Source organism: Tardiphaga sp. P4_G1 (assembly GCF_056401215.1).
The window spans coordinates 38,363-60,186 of sequence record NZ_JBFUJU010000017.1 but is presented as its reverse complement, the minus strand read 5'-3'; the positions used below and the strand labels follow the sequence as shown (position 1 = coordinate 60,186).

Genomic DNA, 21,824 nt, shown 5'->3' with positions numbered 1-21,824 from the left:
GGTGCAGCTACGCTAGTTAACGGTCGTTAACTTCCAATTAACCCGCTGACGGTGCGACCGCCTTCAGTACCAGCACGGCAGCCTTGAAATCCACCTGCCGCGCCGCCCGTCGCGCTGCGACCTCCTCGTCGAGGCCCCACTTCTCGATATTCCAGTCCTCGTCGACAAAGGCGGCGGTCCAGACCTGATCGGCATTCAGATGGCCATGGAGCAGTGCCAGCGCGAGCAATGCCGAGCCGGTGATCGTCGTCACCAGATGCAGCGCGGCGATCGCCCATGGATCGCTCGGCAGCGCCGCGCGGGCAGATGCAACGGCCTGTTCGGGCTGGCTGACATGCACGATGCCCTCAGCCAGGATGAAATGCGCGCCGAGATCATCGGCAGCCCAGAACAAGACAGGGTCCCATGCCGCAGCCTCGCGCGCGATAAGCGCCTCGGGATAGCCGGCGCGATAGAACAGCAGATCGGTGCTGAAGTATTTTGCGATATCGTCAGCCACTGCCTCGGTCTGCGCCTCGTCGCGGATCGCATCGATCACGCTATTGGCCAGGCGCGTCACCGGCATGCTCGTGGGGTCGATGACATCCTGCTGCGCATCCCATTCCGCAACCATGACCTCGGCAATGGCTGATGTCGGCACCACCAGCGGATAGCGCGATGGCGTGCGTACGGTCTTGTCGTCGAGCATGATGGCAAAGCCATCCGGCGTCTCGCTCATCCCAACGGTCTTGTAGAAACGCTTGCGCTGTGGACCTCGCGTCGACCGTCGCACCGCCTCTTGCGGATCGAGCTGCGACTGGCCGTACACTTCGTCAAACAATTCACGCATCGAGGGTCTCAATTCCTGTTCGCCAGCCGTCAATTTACGCGACAGACGGGCGCCACGCGAGACCAAATCGCTCGTATCAACGATTGGCGCAGGCCCGCGAATAGGTCGCACGATCATTCGGGCCGAGACCCGCAGCGGCCCCGTCCTGAAGGCAGTCGGTGATGCGATCACTGAAGGAGCGCCGCGCCTGCGGCACATTCTGTTGTCGTGGCAGATCGCCGAGTTGCGGCACGACGGGCACCTCGATCCGCGGCGGTGGTGGCGCGGGTGGCAGCGGCGTAATCAGCGCCGGGTTGCCGGGCACACCGATCACCTGCGCGACCGCAGGCGCAGCAGAGAGCGCCGCCGCAACGGCGACCAACAGAGCGAATGGGATGGAGCGATGTCTCATTCGTCTCATGTTGTCACGATCCCGCATCACATCAAGTGTCAGCGCCGGACAATGTGATCCGCTGCCGAATGACGGCGTTCCCATCCGGCGCGCTCGAGTTCCGGCCGATCGTCGTCGATCTCCGGATAACCGATGCAGAAATAGCCGATCAACCGCCAGTCACGGGGTATATCGAGTGTCGCGGCAATTGCAGCAGGATCGAGGATCGAGACCCAGCCCATGCCGATGCCTTCGGCGCGCGCGGCGAGCCACATGGTTGCGATCGCCGTCACCACCGAATAGTCCGCCATCTCCGGCATGGTGCGACGGCCAAGGCCGTGGCCGACATCCGTCGCGTGGTCTGCAAATACCGCGAGGTGGCATGGCGCTTCGCGCAGACCGGCGAGCTTGAGCGTCGCATAGCTCTGCGCGAGTTCGCCGGTATAGGCGCTCAACGCCTCGGCATTGCAGGCGCTGAAATTCTCCAGCACCGCCTGACGACGTGACGCATCGTCGACGATGACAAAGCGCCATGGCTGGCTCAGGCCCACCGAAGGCGCGAGGCACGCGGTATCGAGCAGGCGATCGAGAAAGCCCGCAGGCAGTGGATCGGACTTGAAGCGCCTGATATCGCGGCGCCACACGAACAGATCATGCAGACGCGCGCGAAACGCGGCGTCGAAATCGGGCACATCGACGCTTGCCGACGTCGCGCCTGTGATGTTGTCGGAGCCCGACAACGCCCTACTCTTCCGGTGCGTTCTCGATCGGATCGAACCGGTCGTGTTCGAGACCGAGCAGATTCCACGATTGCAGCATATGCGGCGGCAGCGGCGCCGTCGCGTCGATCACGCCGCCACGCGGATGCGGGATCACAATGCGGCGCGCCAGCAGATGCAAACGCTTCTGAATGCCGCCCGGCAATTGCCAGTTCTCGATGTTGAAATATTTCGGGTCGCCGACGATCGCGTGGCCGATATGCGCCATATGCGCGCGCAACTGATGCGTACGCCCGGTCACAGGCTTCAGCGACACCCATGCGAGTTTCTGCGCCGAGGTTTCCACCACTGCATAATATGTCACCGCGTGGCTCGCGCCTTCGTCGCCATGCTTGGCGACGCGCATGATGGTGTCTTCTTCGTTTTCTTCCTTCGCCAGGTAGGTCGAGATGCGGCCCTGCTTCGGCTTCGGCACGCCGGCAACCAGCGCCCAGTAGATTTTTCGCGCAGAGCGTTCGCGGAACGCGCCGGTGAGCTTGGTCGCAGCAAACCGCGTTTTGGCGATCAGCAGGCAGCCCGACGTTTCACGGTCGAGACGGTGCACCAGGCGCGGCTTCTGTCCCTTGGCGTCGCGCATCACCTCCAGCATCATGTCGACGTGCCGCGTCATGCCCGAGCCGCCCTGCACCGCAAGACCAGCCGGCTTGTTCAGCACCATGACGTCGGCGTCCTCGTAGATCGTCATCTCCTTGAGCGCCTGTAGAGTCTTGTTGGCAGCCTCGGAGAGTTCACCGACGACCTTCGGCGCATCGAGCTTCAGCGGCGGAATACGGACGGTCTGTCCCTCTTCCAGCCGATCCTTGCTGTCGGCGCGCTTGCCGTTCACGCGTAGCTCGCCTTTACGGACAATGCGCTGGATATGGGAGAACGACAGACCAGGGAAATGCGCTTCGAGAAAGCGATCGACGCGCATGCCGTTCTCGTCAGGCGTGACGATGACGTTCTGCACAGCGGTGGGCAGCGGCGCTAGCGCAACTTCCGGCTTCACCGGTTCTTCATCGAGATAAGGCGCGGGCTTCCGCGGCTCACGCAGCGGCGCGTTGCCATAACGCGGCGCGGCCTTACCGCCCGGACGCGAACCGGAAGGACGCGCGCTTGGCGGACGCTTGCCGGCCGGACGCTCGGACCGCTGCGGCGCATCGAAGCGCTCGCTTCGTTCGGCACGCTGAGGGCGTTCGGATCGCTCGGCACGTTCCGGCCGCTCGGCCCACTCCGAGCGTTCACTGGCACGCGCACGTGGCGGACGCGCACTCATCGGGCGATCGCTGCTCACGCGGCCAGCCTTGCCGAATGACGGCCGCTCGCCCTTCGACGGGGCGGCTTTGGAGGTAGCGCCCTTCGGGGCCGCACCCTTCCGCGGCGCCTTGCTGCGCTCACCACCGGGACCACGCTTGGCGAGAGGCTTCTTGTCGCGACGGCTCATGATTGTCTCTCGTTCCTCAGTCTGGTCCAGTAATCCAGCCGCTTGCGAATCTCACGTTCGAACCCGCGCTCTGGCGGATCATAGAAGGTCTGCCGCCCCAAGGCTTCCGGGAAATAGTCTTGGCCGGAGAAAGCTTCGGGCGTGTCGTGGTCGTATTGGTACCCGTCGCCATAGCCTTCGGACTTCATCAGCTTGGTCGGCGAGTTCAGGATGTGTTTCGGAGGCAGCAGCGAGCCGCCCTCTTTCGCGGTCCGCATCGCGGCCTTGTAGGCCATATAGGCGGCATTCGATTTCGGCGCGGTGGCGATGTAGATCACGGCCTGCGCGATGGCGAGTTCGCCTTCGGGATGGCCAAGAAAATCATAGGCGTCCTTGGCTGCGTTGCAGATCACCAGCGCCTGCGGATCGGCAAGACCGATGTCCTCCACGGCCATCCGCACCACGCGGCGCGCCAGAAACAGCGGGTCCTCCCCGGCATCGAGCATGCGGCACAGATAGTACAGCGCCGCATCCGGATCGCTGCCGCGCACCGATTTATGCAATGCAGAGATCAGATTGTAATGGCCATCGGCCGACTTGTCGTAGATCGGCGCTCGGCGCTGCAGGATGTCCTGCAGTTGCGCGGCGTTGAACACTTCATTGGTCCGCGCAGCGCGCCATACTTCTTCCACCAAAGTCAGCGCGGCGCGGCCATCGCCATCGGCCATGCGCACCAGCACGGCGCGCGCCTCGGCATCGAGCGGCAATGCACGGCCTTCGACCTTCTCCGCATGTGCAAACAGTTTCCCGATCGCCGCAGCATCCAGCGACTGAAATACCAGTACGCGCGCGCGCGACAACAGAGCGGCGTTGAGTTCGAAGGACGGGTTCTCGGTAGTGGCGCCGACGAGCACCACGGTACCATCTTCCATCACCGGCAAGAATGAATCCTGCTGCGCCTTGTTAAAGCGATGCACCTCGTCGACGAACAGCAGCGTGCCCTTGCCCATCTCGCGGCGAGCACGCGCGGCTTCGAACACTTTCTTCAGATCGGCAACACCGGAGAACACCGCCGAAATCTGCTCGAACTGCAACTCAGTGGCATCGGCCAGCAGGCGCGCAACGGTGGTCTTGCCGGTGCCGGGCGGCCCCCAGAACACCAGCGAACCCAGCGTGCGGGTTTCCAGCATGCGCGTCAGCGCACCATCGGGCCCGAGGATGTGATCCTGCCCGACCACGTCGGACAGCACGCGCGGCCGCAGCCGCTCCGGGAGCGGACGCGGCGCGTCCTGCTCCAGCCCGGCTGCGGCAAACAGGTTTGCAGAAGGCGTGGGTTGTTTCGGGCTCATCCGCCGAGTGTAACGTTGATCTGCTGACCGCCGCGCACCACCACGATGCGCCACAGCCGTGCGCCGTCGCGCGTCACCTTGTCGAGATCGCTGGTCTTGCCGATCTTGGTGCCGTTGACCGCGATGATGAGATCGCCCTTCTGGAAGCCGACGCCAGCCGCAGTGGCCGAGTCGGTCAGCTCCGTAATGACGACGCCTTCGGTGCTGGAATCCAGCCGCAACTCGTCGGCAACGGCCGGCGAGATATTGGCGACCTTGGCGCCCTGGAATGGCGAACGCGCCGTCAGCGTGATCTCATCGCGGCCGGTGTCGGGCGCAGCTTCGAGCGCAACGGTCAGCTTCACCGGCTTGCCGCTGCGTTGTGCATCGAGCTGCGCAGTGCCGCCGAGCGGACGCGTCGCGAAGCGATATTCGAACGCGTTCGGATCCTCGATGGCCTGGCCATCGATGGCAGTCACGAGATCGGAGACCTTGAGACCGGCCTTTGCAGCCGGGCTGTTCGCGGTGACATTGACGACCAGCGCACCCGAAGGCGTCTTCAGGCCGAGCGTCTCGGCGATCTCAGGCGTGATGTTCTGCAGCCGCGCGCCGAGCCACGGACGCTTCACGGCCTTGCCGCCGCTCTTGGCGGAGGCCACGACGACGCGGACCATGTTGGCCGGGATCGCAAAACCGATACCCTGCGAGCCGCCGGAGCGCGAGAAGATCGCGGTGTTCACACCAACCAGCTTGCCGGTCATGTCCACCAGCGCGCCACCGGAATTGCCGGGATTGATCGCAGCATCGGTCTGGATGAAGAACTGATAGTCGGTGATGCCGACCTGGGTGCGCGCAAGCGCCGACACGATACCGTGGGTCACGGTCTGGCCAACGCCGAACGGATTGCCGATGGCGAGGACAACGTCACCGACCAGCAAGTCATCCGAGTTCGAGAAATCCAGCGTCGGGAATTTCTCCTTGCTGTCCTTGATGCGCAGCACCGCCAGATCAGTGCGGCTGTCCTTGAGCACGATCTCGGCCTCGAACTCGCGCTTGTCCGCCAGCGACACCTTCACTTGGTCGGCGCCTTCGATGACGTGGTTGTTCGTAACGACGAGGCCCGATGCGTCGACCATCACGCCCGAACCGAGTGAGCGCTGCATCTGTTCCGGCTGCATGCCCTGGCCGCCGAAGAAGCGGCGGAACACCGGATCGTCCAGCAGCGGATTGCGGTTCTGCACCGTCTTGGCCGCATAGACATTGACCACGGCCGGCTGCACCCGCTGCACGATCGGCGCATAGGACAGCTTCATTTCCGTCGGCGATGTCGGGACCCGGCGATCTTGTGCAACAGCCGGCGCGAGTGCGGACGACAGGACAATGGCGCACAGAGCGGAAGCGGTCGCAGCGTTGCGGAAAAATGGGATCATCGGGGCCTCTTTGAGGAAATCGCGGCGAATATAGGCTGCTGAGCGGGGCAATAGAAGGGCGGGAACTAGCTTGCGTCCGCCGGCGCATCCTTCTCCAACGGCGCTTTTTTGCGCGGCTGGGGCACTACGGCCGCGACCGACTTCTGACGCATCTTGTGCGCATCACCCCACGCCTTGAGGGCATCGATGACCGGGCGCAATCCGAGCCCGGTTTCCGACAGTGCATATTCGACCCGCGGCGGGACCTCGGCATAGACCGTCCGGACGATCAGCCCATCCTCCTCGAGCGCGCGCAGCTGTTTGGTCAGCATGCGCTGGGTGATCCGCGGCATCAGCTTGCGCAGCTCGCCGAAACGCAGCCGCCTCTGCTGCAGATGATACAGGATCACGCCCTTCCATTTACCGTCGATCAGATCGAGCGTCACCTCGACCGGACAGCCCGGCCCGTTGCCGAAATCACGCCGTTTCATCGCAAATATCCAATAGTATCCATTCGGTGACTATATCCCTGAAATGACAGTACTTGCAATTATTGTCGCCTCGGGACACCTCTTCGGGACATTCCCGCTAGGAGCTATGGAGCGCACCCAATGAAGGCAGTCGGCTACACCAAATCCCTCCCGATCGACGCCGCTGACGCGCTGGTCGATTTCGAGGCTCCGAAGCCAGAACCGACCGGTCGCGACATCCGCGTATCGGTGAAGGCGATCTCGGCCAATCCCGTCGATTTCAAGGTGCGCAAGCGCGCGGCGCCGCCGACCGGCGAAACCAAGATCCTCGGTTATGACGCTGCCGGCGTCGTCGATGCTGTCGGCCCCGATGTGACGATGTTCAAGCCGGGCGACGAGGTGTTCTATGCCGGCTCGATCCAGCGCCAGGGCACCAATGCAGAGTTCCATCTGGTCGATGAGCGCATTGTCGGCCGCAAGCCCTCTTCGCTTTCCTTCGCACAGTCTGCGGCGTTGCCGCTCACCGCGATCACCGCCTGGGAACTGCTTTTTGATCGGCTCGGCGTCGCGTCTGGCAAGAGCCACGATCCACGCACGCTGCTCATCATGGGTGGCGCCGGGGGTGTCGGTTCCATTCTCATCCAGCTTGCACGCCGCCTCACCGGGCTCACGGTTGTGGCAACGGCGTCGCGGCCGGAAACGATCAAGTGGTGCCAGGATCTCGGCGCACATGCGGTGATCGATCACAGCAAGCCGCTGAAGGAGCAGATCGACGCATTGAAACTGCCGCCCGTCGCCCTCATCGCCAGCCTCACGGGGACGGAACAACACTACAAAGCACTTGCCGATCTGATCGCACCGCAGGGCAAGCTCGGACTGATCGACGATCCCGTTGAATTCAACATGTCCGCGTTCAAAGGCAAGGCCGTCTCGGTGCACTGGGAATCCATGTTCACGCGATCGTCATTCCAGACGCCCGACATGATCGCGCAGCATTACGTCCTCAACGATGTCGCGGATCTCATCGACAAGGGCGTGCTACGCACGACGCTCGACAAAACCTTCGGCACCATCAACGCCGCGAATCTCAAGCGCGCGCATGCGCTGCTCGAATCCGGCAAGTCGCACGGCAAGATCGTGCTTGAAGGCTGGTGATCACGAAACTGCTACCCGCGAAATTCCCGTTTGGAGACACCTACGACAACAGAGCGCATCCATGGATGCGCTCTTATCGCATAATAGCTAATTTAGATAGCTAATTATCTAAATCGCTTGTGATCGAAAAGCGACACCGTGGTGTCGTTCACCACAATGCGATGCGGGTTTTACAGAACTGTCGCAAAGCTTGCCTAGTTTGCCCGCGAGCTCAACGGTAGCTCGCTTGTAAAATGAGAACGCCCCTGGCGAGAGCCTCCGGACGTTCTCTTTCGCAAGATCACAAACACAGATCCATACGCGTCCATCACCTGCGGAGCAATTCGCGGGGCGTGTCGGATTTTGTCTTCTACAGGGGTACTCCATGTCTTTCACGACACACAAAATCCTGGGCACGCTCGGCGTGATCGGCGCGCTGGCCGCAGGCCCGGCACATGCGCAGTCATCGAATGACGAGATCGCCGTATTGAAAGCGCAGCTCCGCGCGCTGGAAAAGAAGCTCGATAACGTTCAGAAGCAGGCCAACACCACGCAAAAGCAGACGGAAACGGTCAAGCAGAACTTTGCGAATGCCAACGCTGCCATGCACAAGAAGGCTGTGCCCTTCATCAACGCGAACCTGACGATGCCCGGCAACCGTCCGACCTTCTGCACCGACGACGGTCTGAACTGCATCGCCATCACCGGCCGTCTGCACCTCGACACTGCCGCCTATTCGTTCTCGCCAAAGTCCGCCGGCACCAGCCCGCAGAGCGTGAATGACGGCATCAACGCCCGTCGTGCCCGCCTCGGCCTGATCGGCACCTTCAACAAGGATTGGGAATACGGCGTGATTGTCGATGCCGGCGGTACCACCGATGGCGATGTCACGCTCAACAACGCCTATGTCGCCTATAAGGGCGTCAAGGGCCTGTTGATCCAGGGCGGTTACATCGACGTCCCTTATACGCTGGACGAAGCGACCAGCTCGAACAACATCATGTTCATGGAACGCGCAGCTTCGCAGGTTCTCGCGACCAGCCTCGCGGCAGGCGACAACCGCGCCGCGTTCGGTGGTCAGGTATTCGGCGATCAATACTGGGTCGGCGCTTACGTGACCGGTCCGACGACCGGCCTCAACGTCAATCACAGCCAGCCGCAGCCGCTCGGCGCCACCTTCCGCGCCGTCGGTCTGCCGATCAACAACGAAGTCGGCACAGTCCTCGTCGGTTTCGACGCGCTGTATCTCGCCCAGACCGGTGGAGTGACCAACAACACACTCGGCATGTCCGATCGCATCGAAGTTCGCGTCGATCCGGCGACCAACGCATTGCTTAACACCGGCACCATGAACTTCGTGAACAATGCCCGTGTGCTGAGCGGTGAAGCCGCCGTCAAGTTCGGCAGCTTCATGGCATCGGGCGAATACTTCGACTACAACATCCAGCGCAGCAACGGTCTGTCCGACCTGAGCTTCAATGGCGGTTACGGCCAGGCCAGCTACGTCATCACCGGCGAACAGCACAAGTACAACACATCGGCCGGTGCCTTCGGCGGCATCAACCCGGCTCGCCCGGTCAACTTCGCAACCGGCGATCTGGGTGCGTGGGAACTGGCGGTGCGCTACAGCTATGCCAGCCTGAATGACGGCGTCATTCGCGGCGGTGAACTGAAGAACACCACGGTCGGCGTGAATTGGTACGTGAACCAGAACATGCGCTTCATGTTCAACTGGATCCACGGCACCGTCGACAAGTTCGCCGTCAACAGCAACGTGAACACCGGTGCCGACTATGACGCCTTCGCGATGCGCACTCAGGTGGCCTTCTAAGCGCACGCATCGTCTCCGCGGTCTCGCGGCATGACGTCCTCAACGAATAAAGGCGGCGCTTCGGCGCCGCCTTTTTATCTTTGCGGGGCGTACGCTTATGCGATGGTCTGGACGATCCCGCCCTCGGCACGCAACGCTGCACCGTTGGTCACCGATGCCTCCTTCGACGAGACATAGACGACCATGTTCGCGATCTCCTCGACGGTCGCAAAACGCTGGATCAGCGACGTCGAACGATGCTGCTTGACGAAGTTGGAAGCAGCCTCTTCGACCGATTGTCCATTCTGTTTGGCGAGATCCTTGACGAAGGTCTCCACGCCTTCCGACATGGTCGGTCCGGGCAGCACGGAATTGACCGTCACAGCCGTGCCCTTGGTGAGCTCCGCGAGGCCACGCGAGATCGCGAGCTGCGCTGTCTTCGTCATCCCGTAGTGGATCATCTCGCCCGGAATGTTCAGTCCGGACTCCGACGAGATGAAAACGATACGGCCCCAGTTGCGCTTCAGCATGCCCTGCATGTAGGCGCGCGACAGCCGGATGCCCGACATCACGTTGACCTCGAAGAAGCGCGTCCAGTCCTCGTCGGGAATGTCGAAGAAACCCTTGGGCTCGAAGATGCCGGCATTGTTGATGAGGATATCGACCTCGGGAAGTGCCGACGCAAGCGCGTTGCAGCCCTCCGCTGTCGACACGTCGGCAGCAACGCCTGTCACCCTGGCCCCGGGCACGGCCTTGGTGATCGCGGCGATTGCCGCGTCCACCTTGCCCTGACTGCGGCCATTCACAACAACCTGAGCGCCAGTGGCGGCCAGGCCCTTGGCAATGGCGTGACCAATGCCCGAGGTTGAGCCCGTCACGAGTGCTGTCTTGCCCGTCAGATCGATCTTCATATGCGTACTCCCGTTTGAATGACGGAGCTGATATCGGAACGCGGATTGAAAGATGCAACTGCATCCAAAAGACGAAAGCACAACAAAAAAGCGGCGCACAAGGCGCCGCTTTTCCGAAATTCTGATGTGACGTGGCTTACGCCGCTTCGGCCGAGCCCTGCACCGGACCCGAATCCTTGCCCTTGGCGTCTTCGTCGCGATCGACGAATTCGATCAGAGCCATCGGAGCGTTGTCGCCGTAGCGGAAGCCGGCCTTGATGATGCGGGTGTAACCGCCCTGACGATCAGCGTAGCGCTTGGCCAGCACGTCGAACAGCTTGCGGACCTGATCCTGGTCCTTCATCTCGCTGATGGCCTGGCGACGCATGTGGAGGCCGCCCTTCTTGCCGAGGGTGACGAGCTTCTCCACGATCGGGCGGAGCTCCTTGGCCTTCGGAAGCGTGGTGATGATCTGCTCGTGCTTGATCAGCGACGCGCACATGTTGGCGAACATCGCCCTGCGATGTTCTGCGGTGCGGTTGAGCTTGCGATGAACCTTGCCGTGACGCATTGGAATATTCCTTATATCTCAGTTTGCCGCGACGGTTCGTCGGACATCATGTTGCAGGTGGGCTGCCTGCGTTCGCCCATAACGCCATGGCCGGGTTAGACCCCGGCCACGCCGCTCGTGATGCTCAGTAGTGATCTTCGAAGCGCTTGGCCAACTCGTCGATATTTTCCGGCGGCCAACCGGGCACTTCCATGCCGAGGTGCAGACCCATCTGGGCGAGCACTTCCTTGATTTCGTTCAGCGACTTGCGGCCGAAGTTCGGAGTGCGGAGCATTTCTGCTTCCGACTTCTGAACGAGGTCGCCGATGTAAACGATGTTGTCGTTCTTCAGGCAGTTTGCCGAACGCACCGAGAGCTCGAGTTCGTCGACCTTCTTGAGGAAAGCCGGATTGAAAGCGAGATCCGGAATGACTTCCTGAGCAACTTCCTTGCGGGGCTCTTCGAAGTTCACGAACACGTTGAGCTGGTCCTGCAGAATGCGCGCAGCGTAAGCGACCGCGTCATCCGGCGTCAGCGCGCCGTTGGTCTCGATGGTCATCGTCAGCTTGTCGTAATCGAGGATCTGGCCCTCACGGGTGTTCTCGACCTTGTACGACACCTTGCGAACCGGCGAGTACAGGCTGTCGATCGGGATCAGGCCGATTGGCGCGTCTTCCGGACGGTTATGTTCGGCAGCGACGTAGCCCTTGCCGCCGGCAACGGTGAATTCCATACGGATCTCGGCGCCCTCGTCGAGGGTGCAGATCTGCAGGTCGGGATTGAGAACGGTCACGTCGCCGACAGTCTGAATGTCGCCGGCGGTCACGACGCCCGGGCCCTGCTTCTTCACGACCATGCGCTTCGGGCCTTCGCCCAGCATCTTGATCGAGATGTCCTTCACGTTCAGCACGATGTCGGTGACGTCTTCACGCACGCCGGCAATCGAGGAGAATTCATGCAGCACGCCGTCAATGTGCACCGACTGCACGGCAGCGCCCTGCAGCGAGGACAGCAGGATGCGGCGGAGTGCGTTACCGAGGGTCTGGCCGAAACCGCGCTCGAGCGGTTCGGCGACCAGGGTCGCAAAACGGGTTGGATCGCTGCCAGGGGTTACCTGCAGCTTGTTCGGCCGGATAAGTTCTTGCCAATTTTTCTGGATCGTCACTGTGTCACCCATGCCATCAAACTCACTGGCGTTGGAGATCGCGGATCAGTCCGCGTAAGTCGCATCGCAAAAGCGATCGCGGGCAGCCGAGCCACCCGCGATCAAAAAGTATCAAACGCGCCGACGCTTGCGCGGGCGGCAACCGTTGTGCGGGATCGAGGTCACGTCGCGGATCGAGGTAACCGTGAAGCCCGCGGCCTGCAGAGCGCGGAGAGCCGATTCACGACCCGAACCCGGACCGCCTACTTCGACTTCCAGCGTGCGCATACCGTGTTCCTGCGCCTTCTTCGACACGTCTTCAGCAGCAACCTGCGCTGCATACGGGGTCGACTTGCGCGAACCCTTGAAGCCCATCGTGCCAGCCGACGACCAGGCAATCGTGTTGCCCTGCGCGTCGGTGATGGTGATGGTCGTGTTGTTGAACGACGAATTCACGTGCGCGATGCCCGATGCAATGTTCTTGCGCTCGCGGCGACGAATACGTCCGGCTTCCTTTGCCATCTCTAACCTTTCTGAGGATCTCAACGCCGCCGTAATGCCAGCGGCTACACCAAAAATAATTGCAGAAGCGGATGATCATCCGCTTCCGCAAACTCGTATTCGAAAGCTTACTTCTTCTTGCCGGCGATCGACTTGGCCGGACCCTTGCGGGTGCGCGCATTGGTATGCGTGCGCTGGCCACGAACCGGCAGACCGCGACGATGACGCAGACCGCGATAGCAGCCGAGGTCCATCAGACGCTTGATGTTCATGCCCGTCTCGCGACGAAGATCGCCCTCGACCAGATAGTCGCGGTCGATGACTTCGCGGATCTGCAGAACTTCCGCGTCGCTGAGCTGATTGACGCGGCGTTCCGGAGTGATCTTCACCTTCTCGATGATATCGGCGGCGTTCTTCTGGCCGATGCCATGAATGTACTGCAGCGCGATCAGCACGCGCTTGTTGGTCGGGATGTTTACACCGGCGATACGGGCCACAACTTCTCTCCTGTCACCAGTCCATCACGAACCGGCATTATCATCATTTGTCGGGCGGGTATTCACAAACGCGAACACGACGCCCGTCCCCTGGATTTCAGTGGGGCCCGGCATCGTTGGAATCTTCCGACTGGATGAGGGCCTTATTAAAGTATTCGACTTCGTTTCGTCAACCTGCTCTAGCGTTTGACGCGCTTTTTGCCGGCTTTCTTGGCCAATTTACCGGCCTTCTTGGCTGGCTTTTTGGCCGACTTGCTGGTTTTGGCCTTCGAAGCCGAATTTACAGCCTTTTTGGCTGCTTTTACCGCCTTTTTGACCGTTTTCTTGACAGTCTTCTTCACGGCTTTCTTGGCCGCCTTTGCCTTCTTGGCGGCCTTTACCGGTGCCTTCTTAGCCTTCTTGACTGCCTTCGCAGCTTTTTTGGCCGATTTGGCCGCTTTCTTGGCCGGAGCAGATCCACGCTTGGCGGCAGCAGCCTTCTTGGCGGGCTTGCGGGCCGGCTTCTTCGCCGACTCATCGGCCGCGAGAATCGCTGCCAGCACGCGGTTGATCTCAGCCGTCACCTCTTCGATGGTCATCATGCCATCGATGGTCACCAGCTTCCGCTTCTCCGAATAATAATGCACCAGCGGCTCGGTCGAGGTGCGGTAGCTCGCCAAACGCTTCGACAGCACTTCCGGCGTATCATCGATGCGCACGGTCTCGCCGCGCTCCATCATCTGCGCGACACGGGCTTCGACACGCTGCAACAGCGCACTCTCGTTGACGCGGAGTTCAACGGCAGCATCGAGATGAAGCCCCTTGGACTTCAGCAGTGCATCCAGCGCTTCAGCCTGCGGCACGGTGCGCGGGAAGCCGTCGAGGATGAAGCCATTGGCGGCATCCGGCAGCTCGATGCGATCCGAGATGATCCCGATCACAATATCATCGGGCACCAGGCCGCCAGCGGCCATGATGTCCTTGGCCTTGAGGCCAACTTCGGTCTCGGCAGCCACGGCAGCACGCAGCATGTCACCGGTGGACAGCTGAACGATGTTGTGACGTTCGACAAGACGATGTGCCTGAGTTCCCTTGCCCGCCCCCGGCGGCCCGAGAAGAATCAACCTCATTTGCGCCGGCCCCTCAGCTTCGACTTGCGGATCAAACCTTCATACTGGTGCGCCAGCAGATAGCCTTGCACCTGCGCCACAGTATCCATGGTGACACTGACCACGATCAGCAGCGACGTGCCGCCGAAGTAGAACGGCACCGAGGCGTAGGAAATCAGGATCTCGGGGATCAAGCAGACCACGGCGAGATAGGCAGCGCCGAGCACAGTGATGCGCGAGAGCACATAGTCGATGTATTCCGCGGTCCGCTCACCCGGGCGAATGCCTGGGATGAAGCCGCCATGCTTCTTCAGATTGTCGGCAGTCTCGGTCGGGTTGAACACGATCGCCGTGTAGAAGAACGCGAAGAACACGATCAACGATACATACATGATCAGGAACAGCGGACGACCATGGCTGAGCTGCGTGGTCAGCCACTGGAACCATTCCGGCCCCTTCCCCGCGTTGAAGCTCGCGATGGTCGCTGGCAGCAACAGCAGCGATGACGCGAAGATCGGCGGGATCACGCCCGAAGTGTTGAGCTTCAGCGGCAGATGCGAGGACTGGCCCTCGAACATCTTGTTGCCGACCTGGCGCTTCGGATACTGGATCAGCAGGCGGCGCTGGGCGCGCTCCATGAACACGATGAAGGCGATCACGACCACGGCCATCACGATGACGACCAGGATCAGACCGGTCGACAGTGCGCCCTGACGACCCAGTTCGAGCATATTGGCGATCGCCGACGGGAGCTCCGCCACGATGCCGGCCAGAATGATCAGCGAGATGCCGTTACCAATGCCGCGCGAGGTGATCTGCTCACCCAGCCACATCAGGAACATCGTGCCGCCGGTCAGCGTGACCGAGGTCGAGATCAGGAAGAACATGCCGGGCTCGCTGACGACATTGCCGGCGCCCTGCAGACCCGCCGCAATGGCATAGGACTGGAATGCAGCGAGGATGACAGTCAGGTAACGGGTATACTGGTTCAGCGTCTTGCGGCCCGCCTCGCCCTCTTTCTTGAGAGCTTCGAGCTGGGGCGACACGGTGGTCAGCAGCTGAATGATAATCGATGCCGAAATATACGGCATGATGTTCAGCGCAAAAATCGCCATGCGGTTGATGCCGCCGCCCGCGAACATGTTGAACATGCCGAGGATGCCGCCGGCCTGCTGCTTGAACACCTGTTCCCACGCGGCCGGATCGATGCCGGGTAGCGGAATATAGGTGCCGAGCCGATAAACAAGCAGCGCACCCAGTGTGAACCAGATGCGCTTCTTCAGTTCATCGGCCTTGCCGAGGGCCGAAAAGTTGAGGTTTGCTGCTAATTGCTCTGCTGCAGAGACCATGTTTGGCTTTCTCCCGCGCCCCTTTCGCCATCATGCCCCGAAAGAGCGGGGCATGCAGCGGAGGCCGGACATTATTTGGTGCTCGGCATTGATAAAATCTACTGCCACATCACGCAAGGCCGCCCACAGACGCAGGCGATGCCGCAGATGTTACGCAGCTTCGCCGTCGGCCTTCTTCGGCGCGATGATCTTCACCGAACCGCCGGCCTTCTCGATGGCTTCGATCGCCGTCTTGGTGGCGCCGTGCACTTCGATGTTGATCTTGGCCTTGATCTCGCCACGGCCGAGAACACGCACACCGGCCTTCGAGCGGCGCAGAACGCCAGCCTTCACCAGCGATTCAGCGTTGATCACGGCCTTGATGTCGATGGTCTTCGCATCGATCGCGTCCTGGAGACGGTCCAGGTTGATCTCGGCGTAATCGAGACGGAAGATGTTGTTGAAGCCGCGCTTCGGCAGACGACGATGCAACGGCATCTGGCCGCCCTCGAAGCCCTTGATGCGGACGCCTGAACGCGCGGTCTGGCCCTTGCCGCCGCGACCCGCGGTCTTGCCCTTGCCGGAGCCGATGCCACGGCCGACGCGCATACGCTTCTTACGGGAGCCGGCGTTATCGGCGATATCGCTGAGCTTCATCGTTCTTTTCCCTGTTTCGCCCTGTCTTCCCGAGGCTTACCGGCAGATCCGGACCTCGAAGGTCAACAGTGTCATCCCTGCGGCAACCTGGCGGCCGCAGTGAGACGACGTGAACTTACTTATCCTCGACCACGCGGACGAGGTGCTGCACTTTGGTGATCATGCCGCGAACTTCAGGAGTGTCCTGCAATTCGCTGACGCGACCGATCTTGTTGAGCTTGAGGCCGATCAGCGTAGAACGCTGCGAGTGGTGCCGGCGAATTGCGCTGGCGACCTGCTCGACCTTGATCATCTTTGCGGCCTTGGCCATCGTGATAACTCCAAAAAGTCTTTTTAGAGGGCATGATCCTCATCAGAAAAGCGGAGATCCACTTTTCCGAATCATGCCTGTTATTCGGCAACCAGCTCGGCGTCACCGCCAACGCGGCGCGACTGCAGGGTGGACACCTTGATGTTGCGGCGAGCAGCAACCGAACGCGGCGAATCCTGATGCTTCAGCGCGTCGAAAGTGGCGCGAACCATGTTGTAGGGATTCGACGAACCGATCGACTTGGCCACCACGTCCTGGATACCCAGCGTTTCGAACACAGCGCGCATCGGACCGCCGGCGATGATGCCGGTACCAGCCGGAGCAGCACGCAGATACACGCGACCCGCGCCATGACGGCCAGCGATGTCGTGATGCAGCGTGCGACCTTCGCGCAGAGCGACGCGCGTCAGGTTGCGCTTGGCCGACTCGGTTGCCTTGCGGATTGCTTCCGGAACTTCACGGGCCTTACCGTGACCGAACCCGACCCTGCCTTTCTGATCGCCAATGACGACCAGAGCCGCAAAGCCGAAGCGCTTACCGCCCTTGACGACCTTCGCCACACGATTGATGTGGACGAGCTTGTCGACGAACTCACTATCACGCTCTTCCCGGGGGCCCCGGTCGCGTCCGCCGCGTTCGCGTTCACCTGCCATGGTGTTTTCCAATCCTTGCGAAGCTTTCGCTTCTAACCCTGTGTCCGTTCAAATCTGCAACTTGCAAATCAACGAAAGTGAAATCGCTTAGAAGCTGAGCCCGCCTTCGCGAGCCGCATCTGCCAGCGCCTTGACGCGGCCGTGGTACAGATACTGACCACGGTCGAACACCACTTCCTTGACGCCATTCTTGACCGCGCGCTCTGCCAGCAGCTTGCCGACAGCCTGCGCCGCATCGACGTCCGCACCGGTCTTGCCGGTTTCGCGCATCGCCTTCTCCAGCGACGACGCGGAAGCGAGCGTCTCGCCCTTCAGGTCGTCGATGACCTGCGCGTAGATGTGCTTCGACGAACGGAAGATCGACAGGCGCGGACGGCCATTGGCAGTCCGGCGGAGCGAGAGCCGCACGCGTTGCTTGCGCCGGGCATTCGTAATCTTGAGTTTCGACATGACCGGCTCCGTTACTTCTTCTTGCCTTCCTTGCGGAAGATAAACTCGTCGGAATAACGTACGCCCTTGCCCTTATAGGGCTCCGGCGGACGATAGCTGCGGATCTCCGCGGCTACCTGACCGACGCGCTGCGAGTCGTTGCCGGCGACGTTGATCTCGGTCGGCTTCGGCACCGTGATGGTGATGCCTTCCGGGATCGCGTAGACGACATCGTGGCTGTAACCGAGCGCCAGCTGCAGGTTCTTGCCCTGCAGGGCCGCACGATAACCGACGCCGGTGATCTCGAGCTTCTTCTCGAAACCCTTGGTAACGCCTTCGAGCAGATTCGCGATCTGCGCGCGAGCGGTACCGTACAGTGCACGGGCGCGATTGGTTTCGACGCGAGGAGCAACCTTGATTGCGCCCTCTTCCATCTTCACCACCACGTCGTCGTGCACGACGAACTGAAGAGCGCCCTTGGGGCCCTTCATCTTGACGGTCTGGCCTTCGACGGACGCGGTAACTCCCGCGGTCACCGCCACTGGCTTCTTGCCAACTCGTGACATGACTGATCCTTCCTCAGAACACCGTGAAGAGAACTTCACCGCCCACATTCGCGTCGCGCGCGTCGTGGTCGGCCATAATTCCCTTGGGCGTCGACAAAACGGAGATACCGAGGCCGTTCTTCACGCGCGGCAGGTTCTTCACCGAGACGTAAACGCGACGTCCTGGCTTCGAAACACGCTCGATTTCGCGGATGACCGGTTCGCCATCGAAATACTTGAGTTCAATCTCGAGTTCCGAACGGCCCGACGAATGCTCGACGCTGGCGAAGCCACGGATGTAGCCTTCGTTCTTCAGCACTTCGAGCACGTTGGCGCGCATCTTGGAGCCCGGGGTCGAAACCTTGGACTTGGTACGCATCTGCGCATTGCGGATACGGGTGATGAGATCGCTGATTGGATCGTGGGTCGACATGTTCCGCCCCCCTTACCAGCTGGACTTCACGAGCCCGGGAACCAGGCCCTTCGAGCCGAGTTCACGCAGCGCGATACGGCTGAGCTTGTTGATACGATAGACCGAATGCGGACGACCGGTGATTTCGCAACGGTTCATGATCCGAACGGGCGATGAATTGCGCGGAAGCTCGGCGAGCTTCAGCGTTGCGGCGAACCGCTCTTCCATCGGCTTGGTCTTGTCGGCGATGATGGCCTTGAGACGCGCGCGCTTCGGCGCAGCGTTCGCGGACATCTTCTTCCGACGGTTGTTCTTCTCGATCGAACTCTTCTTTGCCATGCTTGGCTCCTGGGTTACCGCGTTTGAGAAGCTTTTCAGCTACTCACTGCCGGAACGGGAAATTGAAAGCGGTCAACAAAGCGCGGGCCTCGTCGTCGGTGCGCGCAGTGGTGCACACCGTGATGTCCATGCCCAGCGGCGTATCCCCGGCCTTGTCGAAATCGATTTCCGGGAAAATGATGTGCTCTTTGAGACCGAGCGAGTAGTTGCCACGGCCGTCGAAGCTCTTGGCGTTCAGGCCACGGAAATCTCGCACGCGCGGCAGAGCGACGTTCACCAGACGATCAATGAACTCGTACATCTTCGTCTTGCGGAGAGTCACCTTGGCGCCGATCGGCTGGTTTTCACGCAGCTTGAAGGTCGCGATAGCAACGCGCGAATAGGTCACGATGGCCTTCTGACCGGCGATCAGCGACAGGTCGCTGGCAGCGGTTTCGGCCTTCTTGCGGTCGTTCACAGCTTCGCCAACGCCCATGTTCAGGACGATCTTGTCGAGGCGCGGAACCTGCATGACATTTTCGTAGCCGAACTGTTCAGTCAGCTTGGCACGAATGGACTTATCATATTCGACGCGCAGGCGCGGAATGTAGACGGTCTCAGACATCGATCTCTGCTCCCGAACGCTTGGCGATGCGCACCTTGGTGCCATCAGCCTGGATCTTGAAACCAACGCGAGTCGGCTTGCCGTCCTTGCCGACGATCGCGATGTTGGACAGTTGGATCGGCGCCTCTTTCGAGATGATGCCGCCTTCCTGTGCCTGGGTCTGCTTCTGGTGACGCTTGACCAGGTTGACGCCGCGAACCAGCGCCTTGCCCTCGGTCGGGCGCACTTCAAACACTTCGCCGGTACGGCCCTTGTCGCGACCGTTCAGCACGATGACCTTGTCACCCTTGCGAATTTTGGCAGCCATTACAGCACCTCCGGCGCAAGCGAGATGATCTTCATGTGGTTCTTGGCGCGCAGCTCACGCGGCACGGGCCCGAAGATACGGGTACCGATCGGCTCGGACTGATTGTTGATCAGCACGGCAGCGTTGCGATCGAAGCGGATGACAGAGCCATCCGGGCGGCGAATGTCCTTGCGGACGCGCACGACGACCGCCTTCATGACGTCGCCCTTCTTCACCTTCCCGCGTGGGATGGCTTCCTTGATCGATACGACAATTACGTCGCCAACGGATGCATAACGGCGCTTGGATCCACCAATCACCTTAATGCACATGACACGGCGTGCGCCTGAATTATCGGCCACGTCGAGGTTGGTCTGCATCTGAATCATTGATGCACCTCGTCCTCTGTTTATGCGCTAATGCGCGATTTTTAGGCAGTCTTCTTCTGTTCGCCCCGGACAACCGTCCAGTGCTTCAGCTTCGACATCGGCTTGCTCTCTTCGATCCACACCATGTCGCCCGGCTTGAACTCGTTGTTCTCGTCGTGGGCATGGTAGTTTTTCGAACGGCGAATGGTCTTCTTGTAGATCGGGTGCGTAAAGCGACGGTCAACGCGAACAACAACCGTCTTGGCTTGCTTGTCGCTGACGACCACGCCCTGCAGAGTACGTTTCGGCATGTTCGGCCCCTTACTTCGACTTACCGTCGCGCTTCTGCGCGGCGATGGTCTTGATTCGTGCAATATCACGACGCGCCTCACGAAGGCGAGAGGTGTTTTCCAGCTGCCCGGTGGCGCGCTGGAAGCGCAGGTTGAAACGCTCCTTCTTCAGATTGAGGACGGCGTCGTCCATCTGATCGGGGCTCATTGCGCGGATATCGCTGGTTTTCATTTCGGCCATGGCTCTACTCCGCAATGCGCGTAACGAAACGCGTCTTGATCGGCAGCTTGGCGGCAGCGAGGGTCATCGCTTCCTTGGCAATCTGCGTGGTGACACCGTCGATCTCGAAGATCACTCGGCCTGGCTTGACGCGCGCAACCCACAGTTCCGGGGTACCCTTGCCGGAGCCCATTCGGACTTCAGCGGGCTTCTTAGAAACCGGGAGATCCGGGAACACCCGGATCCAGACGCGGCCGGCACGCTTCATGTGACGGGTCAGCGCGCGACGGGCAGCTTCGATCTGACGCGCGGTCAGACGTTCCGGCGCCATTGCCTTCAGGCCGAACTGACCGAAAGCCAGCGTGGCGCCCGAAGTCGCAACGCCGTGGATCCGGCCCTTATGCGCCTTCCGGAACTTGGTCTTCTTTGGTTGCATCATGGCTTACGCCCTCAAACCTTCTAATTAAACGCTCAAGCAGCGTCGCGACGCGGCCGGGAATTGTCACCCTCGGCCATGCGCTTGTCCTGAGCCATCGGATCGTGCTCGAGGATTTCGCCCTTGAAGATCCAGACCTTGACGCCGCAGGTGCCGAACGTCGTGAACGCGGTGGCTACGCCGTAATCGATATCCGCACGCAGCGTGTGAAGCGGCACGCGACCTTCGCGATACCATTCCATACGCGCGATTTCCGCACCGCCCAGGCGACCCGAGCAGTTGATACGAATGCCTTCGGCGCCCAGACGCATGGCCGACTGCACTGCCCGCTTCATCGCACGGCGGAACGCAACGCGGCGCTCGAGCTGCTGCGCGATCGACTCGGCGACCAGGGTCGCATCGAGCTCCGGCTTGCGGATTTCGACGATGTTGATCACCACGTCCGACGATGTGATGTCGGCAACCTTCTTGCGAAGCTTGTCGATGTCAGCGCCCTTCTTGCCGATGACAACACCCGGACGAGCCGACTGAATGGTCACGCGGCACTTCTTGTGCGGGCGCTCGATGATGATCTTGGCGACGGCAGCCTGCTTGAGCTCCTTATGCAGGATCTCGCGGATCTTGACGTCTTCGTGCAACAACTTGCCGTATTCGTTCTTGCCGGCATACCAACGTGAATCCCACGTACGGTTGATGCCAAGACGCAGACCGATTGGATTGATCTTCTGACCCATCTTATTCTCCTG

At 61.0% G+C, this 21,824-nt stretch carries 30 protein-coding genes; 2 read left to right on the top strand and 28 right to left on the bottom strand.

Going from position 1 to position 21,824, the window contains the following annotated elements; translation table 11 throughout:
• Positions 1 to 37: 37 nt before the first annotated feature.
• From AC1DUY_RS29690 to AC1DUY_RS29660, 7 genes are all read right to left on the bottom strand, one after another.
• Positions 38 to 829: an ATP12 family chaperone protein gene (locus AC1DUY_RS29690; protein ID WP_478118942.1), complete on the bottom strand. Its 792-nt coding sequence runs from the start codon at positions 827 to 829 to the stop codon at positions 38 to 40.
• 76 nt (positions 830 to 905) lie between these two features.
• Positions 906 to 1,229 (bottom strand): hypothetical protein, encoded by a 324-nt coding sequence (locus AC1DUY_RS29685; protein WP_231080296.1) that lies wholly within the window; start codon positions 1,227 to 1,229, stop codon positions 906 to 908.
• A gap of 29 nt (positions 1,230 to 1,258) precedes the next feature.
• Positions 1,259 to 1,891 carry a 5,6-dimethylbenzimidazole synthase gene (gene bluB, locus AC1DUY_RS29680; protein ID WP_439079952.1) on the bottom strand — a complete coding sequence of 211 codons (633 nt, stop codon included), beginning with the start codon at positions 1,889 to 1,891 and terminating at the stop codon, positions 1,259 to 1,261.
• 52 nt (positions 1,892 to 1,943) lie between these two features.
• On the bottom strand, positions 1,944 to 3,401 hold the full coding sequence (locus AC1DUY_RS29675) for an RluA family pseudouridine synthase (RefSeq protein ID WP_478118940.1): 1,458 nt from the start codon (positions 3,399 to 3,401) through the stop codon (positions 1,944 to 1,946).
• Positions 3,398 to 4,729 carry a replication-associated recombination protein A gene (locus AC1DUY_RS29670; RefSeq protein ID WP_478118938.1) on the bottom strand — a complete coding sequence of 444 codons (1,332 nt, stop codon included), beginning with the start codon at positions 4,727 to 4,729 and terminating at the stop codon, positions 3,398 to 3,400. Before AC1DUY_RS29670 ends, AC1DUY_RS29675 begins: the two co-directional genes overlap by 4 nt.
• Complete coding sequence (locus AC1DUY_RS29665) at positions 4,726 to 6,138, bottom strand: DegQ family serine endoprotease (RefSeq protein WP_439058837.1); 1,413 nt, start codon at positions 6,136 to 6,138, stop codon at positions 4,726 to 4,728. The genes AC1DUY_RS29670 and AC1DUY_RS29665 overlap by 4 nt, the downstream gene beginning before the upstream one ends.
• Before the next feature lie 65 nt (positions 6,139 to 6,203).
• Positions 6,204 to 6,608: a winged helix-turn-helix transcriptional regulator gene (locus AC1DUY_RS29660; protein ID WP_478118936.1), complete on the bottom strand. Its 405-nt coding sequence runs from the start codon at positions 6,606 to 6,608 to the stop codon at positions 6,204 to 6,206.
• Between the two features lie 120 nt (positions 6,609 to 6,728).
• On the opposite strand from AC1DUY_RS29660, the gene AC1DUY_RS29655 reads away from it, so the two are divergent.
• Together AC1DUY_RS29655 and AC1DUY_RS29650 are read left to right on the top strand one after the other, a co-directional pair.
• Complete coding sequence (locus tag AC1DUY_RS29655) at positions 6,729 to 7,742, top strand: zinc-binding alcohol dehydrogenase family protein (RefSeq protein ID WP_478118934.1); 1,014 nt, start codon at positions 6,729 to 6,731, stop codon at positions 7,740 to 7,742.
• Between the two features lie 364 nt (positions 7,743 to 8,106).
• Positions 8,107 to 9,552 carry an OprO/OprP family phosphate-selective porin gene (locus AC1DUY_RS29650; RefSeq protein ID WP_478118932.1) on the top strand — a complete coding sequence of 482 codons (1,446 nt, stop codon included), beginning with the start codon at positions 8,107 to 8,109 and terminating at the stop codon, positions 9,550 to 9,552.
• A gap of 95 nt (positions 9,553 to 9,647) precedes the next feature.
• Here the strand turns inward: AC1DUY_RS29650 and AC1DUY_RS29645 are convergent, their stop codons facing one another.
• The 21 genes from AC1DUY_RS29645 to rpsC all read right to left on the bottom strand — a co-directional run bounded on the left by AC1DUY_RS29645 (position 9,648) and on the right by rpsC (position 21,812).
• Positions 9,648 to 10,442 (bottom strand): SDR family NAD(P)-dependent oxidoreductase, encoded by a 795-nt coding sequence (locus AC1DUY_RS29645; protein WP_441277678.1) that lies wholly within the window; start codon positions 10,440 to 10,442, stop codon positions 9,648 to 9,650.
• 136 nt (positions 10,443 to 10,578) lie between these two features.
• Entirely contained in the window at positions 10,579 to 10,992 is a 414-nt protein-coding gene (gene rplQ, locus AC1DUY_RS29640) for a 50S ribosomal protein L17 (RefSeq protein WP_478118930.1), read from the bottom strand.
• 124 nt (positions 10,993 to 11,116) lie between these two features.
• Positions 11,117 to 12,148, bottom strand: coding sequence for a DNA-directed RNA polymerase subunit alpha (locus tag AC1DUY_RS29635; RefSeq protein ID WP_089268181.1), 1,032 nt, complete (start codon positions 12,146 to 12,148; stop codon positions 11,117 to 11,119).
• Between the two features lie 99 nt (positions 12,149 to 12,247).
• On the bottom strand, positions 12,248 to 12,637 hold the full coding sequence (gene rpsK / locus AC1DUY_RS29630) for a 30S ribosomal protein S11 (RefSeq protein ID WP_068731453.1): 390 nt from the start codon (positions 12,635 to 12,637) through the stop codon (positions 12,248 to 12,250).
• 107 nt (positions 12,638 to 12,744) lie between these two features.
• Positions 12,745 to 13,113: a 30S ribosomal protein S13 gene (gene rpsM, locus AC1DUY_RS29625; RefSeq protein WP_068731455.1), complete on the bottom strand. Its 369-nt coding sequence runs from the start codon at positions 13,111 to 13,113 to the stop codon at positions 12,745 to 12,747.
• Positions 13,114 to 13,292: 179 nt separating this feature from the next.
• Positions 13,293 to 14,222 carry an adenylate kinase gene (locus AC1DUY_RS29620; RefSeq protein WP_478118928.1) on the bottom strand — a complete coding sequence of 310 codons (930 nt, stop codon included), beginning with the start codon at positions 14,220 to 14,222 and terminating at the stop codon, positions 13,293 to 13,295.
• Positions 14,219 to 15,550 carry a preprotein translocase subunit SecY gene (gene secY / locus AC1DUY_RS29615; RefSeq protein ID WP_089268179.1) on the bottom strand — a complete coding sequence of 444 codons (1,332 nt, stop codon included), beginning with the start codon at positions 15,548 to 15,550 and terminating at the stop codon, positions 14,219 to 14,221. Before secY ends, AC1DUY_RS29620 begins: the two co-directional genes overlap by 4 nt.
• Positions 15,551 to 15,700: 150 nt before the next feature.
• Positions 15,701 to 16,186: a 50S ribosomal protein L15 gene (gene rplO, locus AC1DUY_RS29610; RefSeq protein WP_068731461.1), complete on the bottom strand. Its 486-nt coding sequence runs from the start codon at positions 16,184 to 16,186 to the stop codon at positions 15,701 to 15,703.
• Between the two features lie 115 nt (positions 16,187 to 16,301).
• Entirely contained in the window at positions 16,302 to 16,496 is a 195-nt protein-coding gene (rpmD, locus tag AC1DUY_RS29605) for a 50S ribosomal protein L30 (protein ID WP_068731463.1), read from the bottom strand.
• 80 nt (positions 16,497 to 16,576) lie between these two features.
• The gene (gene rpsE / locus AC1DUY_RS29600; RefSeq protein ID WP_068731465.1) at positions 16,577 to 17,149 is read right to left on the bottom strand and encodes a 30S ribosomal protein S5; all 573 of its coding nucleotides are present in this window, start codon (positions 17,147 to 17,149) and stop codon (positions 16,577 to 16,579) included.
• Between the two features lie 87 nt (positions 17,150 to 17,236).
• Entirely contained in the window at positions 17,237 to 17,599 is a 363-nt protein-coding gene (gene rplR, locus AC1DUY_RS29595) for a 50S ribosomal protein L18 (protein WP_068731467.1), read from the bottom strand.
• Between the two features lie 11 nt (positions 17,600 to 17,610).
• Positions 17,611 to 18,144: a 50S ribosomal protein L6 gene (rplF, locus tag AC1DUY_RS29590; RefSeq protein ID WP_089268177.1), complete on the bottom strand. Its 534-nt coding sequence runs from the start codon at positions 18,142 to 18,144 to the stop codon at positions 17,611 to 17,613.
• A 13-nt stretch (positions 18,145 to 18,157) separates the two neighbouring features.
• The gene (rpsH, locus tag AC1DUY_RS29585) at positions 18,158 to 18,556 is read right to left on the bottom strand and encodes a 30S ribosomal protein S8 (protein WP_089268176.1); all 399 of its coding nucleotides are present in this window, start codon (positions 18,554 to 18,556) and stop codon (positions 18,158 to 18,160) included.
• Positions 18,557 to 18,568: 12 nt separating this feature from the next.
• Complete coding sequence (rpsN, locus tag AC1DUY_RS29580; RefSeq protein WP_089268175.1) at positions 18,569 to 18,874, bottom strand: 30S ribosomal protein S14; 306 nt, start codon at positions 18,872 to 18,874, stop codon at positions 18,569 to 18,571.
• 43 nt (positions 18,875 to 18,917) lie between these two features.
• Positions 18,918 to 19,478 (bottom strand): 50S ribosomal protein L5, encoded by a 561-nt coding sequence (gene rplE, locus AC1DUY_RS29575; protein WP_120291946.1) that lies wholly within the window; start codon positions 19,476 to 19,478, stop codon positions 18,918 to 18,920.
• Positions 19,471 to 19,785: a 50S ribosomal protein L24 gene (rplX, locus tag AC1DUY_RS29570; RefSeq protein ID WP_068731477.1), complete on the bottom strand. Its 315-nt coding sequence runs from the start codon at positions 19,783 to 19,785 to the stop codon at positions 19,471 to 19,473. The genes rplE and rplX overlap by 8 nt, the downstream gene beginning before the upstream one ends.
• Positions 19,785 to 20,153, bottom strand: coding sequence for a 50S ribosomal protein L14 (rplN, locus tag AC1DUY_RS29565; RefSeq protein ID WP_068731479.1), 369 nt, complete (start codon positions 20,151 to 20,153; stop codon positions 19,785 to 19,787). Before rplN ends, rplX begins: the two co-directional genes overlap by 1 nt.
• Positions 20,154 to 20,194: 41 nt before the next feature.
• Positions 20,195 to 20,443 (bottom strand): 30S ribosomal protein S17, encoded by a 249-nt coding sequence (gene rpsQ, locus AC1DUY_RS29560; RefSeq protein WP_089268173.1) that lies wholly within the window; start codon positions 20,441 to 20,443, stop codon positions 20,195 to 20,197.
• Between the two features lie 10 nt (positions 20,444 to 20,453).
• Positions 20,454 to 20,663, bottom strand: a complete 210-nt coding sequence (gene rpmC / locus AC1DUY_RS29555) for a 50S ribosomal protein L29 (RefSeq protein ID WP_089268172.1) — start codon at positions 20,661 to 20,663, stop codon at positions 20,454 to 20,456.
• Positions 20,664 to 20,667: 4 nt separating this feature from the next.
• Positions 20,668 to 21,081, bottom strand: a complete 414-nt coding sequence (gene rplP, locus AC1DUY_RS29550; protein ID WP_089268171.1) for a 50S ribosomal protein L16 — start codon at positions 21,079 to 21,081, stop codon at positions 20,668 to 20,670.
• 32 nt (positions 21,082 to 21,113) lie between these two features.
• Positions 21,114 to 21,812, bottom strand: coding sequence for a 30S ribosomal protein S3 (gene rpsC / locus AC1DUY_RS29545; RefSeq protein ID WP_068731624.1), 699 nt, complete (start codon positions 21,810 to 21,812; stop codon positions 21,114 to 21,116).
• Between the last annotated feature and the right edge of the window lie 12 nt (positions 21,813 to 21,824).

Excerpts from the sequence above, each read along its gene's own strand:
- rpsK (WP_068731453.1), bottom strand. The coding sequence starts at position 12,637 with ATGGCAAAGGAAGCCGGACGTATTCGTCGCCGCGAGCGCAAGAACATT.
- AC1DUY_RS29620 (WP_478118928.1), bottom strand. The coding sequence starts at position 14,222 with ATGAGGTTGATTCTTCTCGGGCCGCCGGGGGCGGGCAAGGGAACTCAG.
- AC1DUY_RS29665 (WP_439058837.1), bottom strand. The coding sequence starts at position 6,138 with ATGATCCCATTTTTCCGCAACGCTGCGACCGCTTCCGCTCTGTGCGCC.
- AC1DUY_RS29635 (WP_089268181.1), bottom strand. The coding sequence starts at position 12,148 with ATGGGTGACACAGTGACGATCCAGAAAAATTGGCAAGAACTTATCCGG.
- rpsE (WP_068731465.1), bottom strand. The coding sequence starts at position 17,149 with ATGGCAGGTGAACGCGAACGCGGCGGACGCGACCGGGGCCCCCGGGAA.
- rplO (WP_068731461.1), bottom strand. The coding sequence starts at position 16,186 with ATGAAGCTCAGCGATATCGCCGATAACGCCGGCTCCCGTAAGAAGCGT.
- AC1DUY_RS29675 (WP_478118940.1), bottom strand. The coding sequence starts at position 3,401 with ATGAGCCGTCGCGACAAGAAGCCTCTCGCCAAGCGTGGTCCCGGTGGT.
- rpsQ (WP_089268173.1), bottom strand. The coding sequence starts at position 20,443 with ATGCCGAAACGTACTCTGCAGGGCGTGGTCGTCAGCGACAAGCAAGCC.
- rpsC (WP_068731624.1), bottom strand. The coding sequence starts at position 21,812 with ATGGGTCAGAAGATCAATCCAATCGGTCTGCGTCTTGGCATCAACCGT.
- AC1DUY_RS29670 (WP_478118938.1), bottom strand. The coding sequence starts at position 4,729 with ATGAGCCCGAAACAACCCACGCCTTCTGCAAACCTGTTTGCCGCAGCC.
- rpsH (WP_089268176.1), bottom strand. The coding sequence starts at position 18,556 with ATGTCGACCCACGATCCAATCAGCGATCTCATCACCCGTATCCGCAAT.
- rplP (WP_089268171.1), bottom strand. The coding sequence starts at position 21,081 with ATGATGCAACCAAAGAAGACCAAGTTCCGGAAGGCGCATAAGGGCCGG.
- rplN (WP_068731479.1), bottom strand. The coding sequence starts at position 20,153 with ATGATTCAGATGCAGACCAACCTCGACGTGGCCGATAATTCAGGCGCA.
- rplX (WP_068731477.1), bottom strand. The coding sequence starts at position 19,785 with ATGGCTGCCAAAATTCGCAAGGGTGACAAGGTCATCGTGCTGAACGGT.
- AC1DUY_RS29685 (WP_231080296.1), bottom strand. The coding sequence starts at position 1,229 with ATGAGACGAATGAGACATCGCTCCATCCCATTCGCTCTGTTGGTCGCC.
- AC1DUY_RS29645 (WP_441277678.1), bottom strand. The coding sequence starts at position 10,442 with ATGAAGATCGATCTGACGGGCAAGACAGCACTCGTGACGGGCTCAACC.
- rplQ (WP_478118930.1), bottom strand. The coding sequence starts at position 10,992 with ATGCGTCACGGCAAGGTTCATCGCAAGCTCAACCGCACCGCAGAACAT.
- rplR (WP_068731467.1), bottom strand. The coding sequence starts at position 17,599 with ATGTCGAAACTCAAGATTACGAATGCCCGGCGCAAGCAACGCGTGCGG.
- AC1DUY_RS29650 (WP_478118932.1), top strand. The coding sequence starts at position 8,107 with ATGTCTTTCACGACACACAAAATCCTGGGCACGCTCGGCGTGATCGGC.
- rplF (WP_089268177.1), bottom strand. The coding sequence starts at position 18,144 with ATGTCACGAGTTGGCAAGAAGCCAGTGGCGGTGACCGCGGGAGTTACC.
- rplE (WP_120291946.1), bottom strand. The coding sequence starts at position 19,478 with ATGTCTGAGACCGTCTACATTCCGCGCCTGCGCGTCGAATATGATAAG.
- rpmD (WP_068731463.1), bottom strand. The coding sequence starts at position 16,496 with ATGGCCAAGGCCGCAAAGATGATCAAGGTCGAGCAGGTCGCCAGCGCA.
- AC1DUY_RS29690 (WP_478118942.1), bottom strand. The coding sequence starts at position 829 with ATGCGTGAATTGTTTGACGAAGTGTACGGCCAGTCGCAGCTCGATCCG.
- rpmC (WP_089268172.1), bottom strand. The coding sequence starts at position 20,663 with ATGGCCGAAATGAAAACCAGCGATATCCGCGCAATGAGCCCCGATCAG.
- AC1DUY_RS29660 (WP_478118936.1), bottom strand. The coding sequence starts at position 6,608 with ATGAAACGGCGTGATTTCGGCAACGGGCCGGGCTGTCCGGTCGAGGTG.
- secY (WP_089268179.1), bottom strand. The coding sequence starts at position 15,550 with ATGGTCTCTGCAGCAGAGCAATTAGCAGCAAACCTCAACTTTTCGGCC.
- AC1DUY_RS29655 (WP_478118934.1), top strand. The coding sequence starts at position 6,729 with ATGAAGGCAGTCGGCTACACCAAATCCCTCCCGATCGACGCCGCTGAC.
- rpsN (WP_089268175.1), bottom strand. The coding sequence starts at position 18,874 with ATGGCAAAGAAGAGTTCGATCGAGAAGAACAACCGTCGGAAGAAGATG.